This is a genomic window from Actinomycetospora sp., from assembly GCF_055612215.1.
On the sequence record NZ_JBVPVA010000606.1, the window covers coordinates 1 to 2803 of the forward strand.

Sequence of the window (2803 nt, forward strand, 5' to 3'; positions counted from 1 at the left end):
CGGCGGTGAAGGCGTCGACGGCGGCGAGGGCGAGCGCGGCCGGGTCGGGGTGGCGCAGGCCGGTGTCGACGACGCCGTGGGGGCCGTCGAGCAGGAGCGCGGCCGTCGAGTCCTCGCCGGGTGGACCCTCGTCGGGCGTCAGGCCCGCCGACGAGCCCCCTGGACGTCCACTCGAGGTGAGGACCACGGTGATGTCGGCGCCCTGGCCGGAGACGTCGCCGCCGTGCTGCGCGAGGGGACCCTCCGGCCCGACGGAGCGGCCGGATCCTCCCCTCACGCCCGGAGTCGCCGGCGGAACCCGGTCCTCCAGCGCCACGAGCAGCCGGCCCGGGACGTCGACCCGCCCCCGCAGGTCACCGGCGACCCTCGTGGCGACCGCGTCGAGCCGGGTGGACCGGGGCGAGGCGAGCAGGCCGCAGGGGACGTCGCGCCCGCGGGCGTCGAGCAGTCCTTCGGGCCGGTCGGCGCGCAGGGCGTCCGCCAGGTCGTCGGCGGTGCTTCCCGCGAGGCCGCGGACCTGCAACGATCCCCGCGAGGTCAGCTCGAGGGGGGATCCGCCCACGGCCGCCGCACCGGCCAGCAGGCGCAGCTCGTCCGCGCCGATCGCCCCACCCACCGGCCGGAATCGCGCGAGCGCCCCGTCGGCCGCGTCGTGCCGACGCCAGGCCCCCGGGCACGCGTCGGGCCGGGAGCGGAGCATGGTCACACAGTACGGGGCGACGCCCCAGCATCTAGTCAGATGGTGAGATGTCGGACCGCACACGGCCCTCCGGCGGTCCGTGATCGGGACGTCACCGCCGTGTCAGGATGTCTGCTCAGATGATGAGGTGTGGGCGGGGTCCGCACCCGTCGGACCCGCCACCGTCCCCGAACATGCTGGAGCGCCGGTGCTGTTGCTGCTCTCGACGTCCGACACCGACCTCCGCTCGGCCCGGGCCGGGAGCGAGGACGGTGACGGCCCCGCCGTGCCGTGGCGGTGGGCGAACCCCTCCCGGGTCGACCCGGCCCAGGACCTGCCCGGGCTCCTCGAGGGCGTGGACCTCGTCGTCGTGCGCCTGCTCGGCGGGCGCCAGGCCTGGGAGGCGGGCCTCGACGCGCTGCTCGACCCGGGATCGCAGCCGCGGCCCGTCGTCGTGCTCGGCGGGGAGCAGGCGCCCGATGCGCAGCTGATGGAGTCCTCGACGGTCCCGGTGGGCGTCGCGACCCAGGCGCACCTCTACCTCGCCCAGGGCGGCCCGGACAACCTGCGCGAGCTGGCCGCGTTCCTCTCCGACACCGTGCTGCTCACCGGGCACGGGTTCGCGCCGCCGGAGGAGCTGCCGACGTGGGGTCGGCTGTCGGGGTGGGAGCCGGTCGACGACGCGGATTCACTGCCACTGGATGCAAGCGACGACGCTTCGCTGGCATCGAGGACCCGGCCCCGCGTCGCCGTCGTCTACTACCGCGCCCACCACGTCGCCGGGAACACCGCGTTCGTCGACGCCCTGTGCCACGCCGTCGTCGACGCCGGCGGAATCCCCGAGCCGCTGTTCTGCTCGAGCCTGCGCGCCCCCGACGACGAGCTCGTCGAGCGCCTCCGCGAGGCCGACGTCCTGATCACCACGGTGCTCGCCGCCGGCGGGTCGAAGCCGGCCACGGCCTCCGCGGGCGAGGACGACGAGTCGTGGGACACCGGCGCGCTCGCCGCGCTCGACGTCCCGATCCTCCAGGCCCTCTGCCTCACCCGGACCCGCGAGGAGTGGCTGGCCGACGACGACGGCGTGAGCCCCCTCGACGCCGCCAACCAGGTCGCGGTCCCGGAGTTCGACGGCCGCATCATCACGGTGCCCTTCAGCTTCAAGGAGATCGACGGCGACGGGCTCCCGGTCTACGTCGCCGACCCCGAGCGGGCCGCGCGCGTCGCCGGGCTCGCCGTCAACCACGGCCGGCTGCGCCACCTGCCGAACGCGGACAAGAAGATCGCCCTGATCCTCTCCGCCTACCCGACGAAGCACGCGCGCATCGGCAACGCGGTCGGGCTCGACACCCCGGCCTCCGTCGTCGCCCTGCTCGAGGCCATGCGCGACGCCGGCTACCGGATCGGCGACGTCCCCGGGCTCGCCGAGCGGGACGGCGACCTGCTCATCCGCGCCCTCATCGCCGCCGGCGGCTACGACCAGGACTGGCTGACCGAGGAGCAGATGGCGGCCAACCCGGTCCGGATCGACGCCGCCGAGTACACGACGTGGTTCGAGACCCTGCCGGCCGACTTCCGGGAGGGGATCGAGGAGCACTGGGGCCCGGCGCCGGGGGAGATGTTCCTCGACGACTCGACCGGTGAGCAGGCGATCGTCCTCGCCGCCCTGGTCCGCGACCACGTCGTGATCATGATGCAGCCGCCGCGCGGGTTCGGGGAGAACCCGATCGCGATCTACCACGACCCCGACCTGCCGCCGAGCCACCACTACCTCGCCGCCTACCGCTGGCTGCAGGCCGGGTTCGGCGCCGACGCCCTGGTCCACGTCGGCAAGCACGGCAACCTCGAGTGGCTCCCGGGGAAGACCGCGGCGCTGTCCGCCTCCTGCGCGCCCGACCCGATCCTCGGCGACCTCCCGCTCGTCTACCCCTTCCTCGTCAACGACCCCGGCGAGGGCACCCAGGCCAAGCGCCGCGCCCACGCCACGCTCGTGGACCACCTCGTCCCACCGATGGCCCGCGCGGAGTCCTACGGCGACCTCGCCCGCCTCGAGCAGCTGCTCGACGAGTACGCCTCGATCCAGGCCATGGACCCCGGCAAGATCGAGGCGATCCGCGGCCAGATCTG

At 74.8% G+C, this 2803-nt stretch carries 1 protein-coding gene and 1 pseudogene; one reads left to right on the plus strand and one right to left on the minus strand.

Annotated elements, in window-relative coordinates:
• Positions 1–700, minus strand: a pseudogene (locus tag AC0CYZ_RS16750) (hypothetical protein); the annotation flags it as partial.
• Between the two features lie 187 nt (positions 701–887).
• Between AC0CYZ_RS16750 and AC0CYZ_RS16755 the strand changes: the two are divergent.
• Positions 888–2803 (plus strand): cobaltochelatase subunit CobN (locus AC0CYZ_RS16755; RefSeq protein ID WP_472217337.1); only part of this gene is annotated, 1916 nt, incomplete at its 3' end.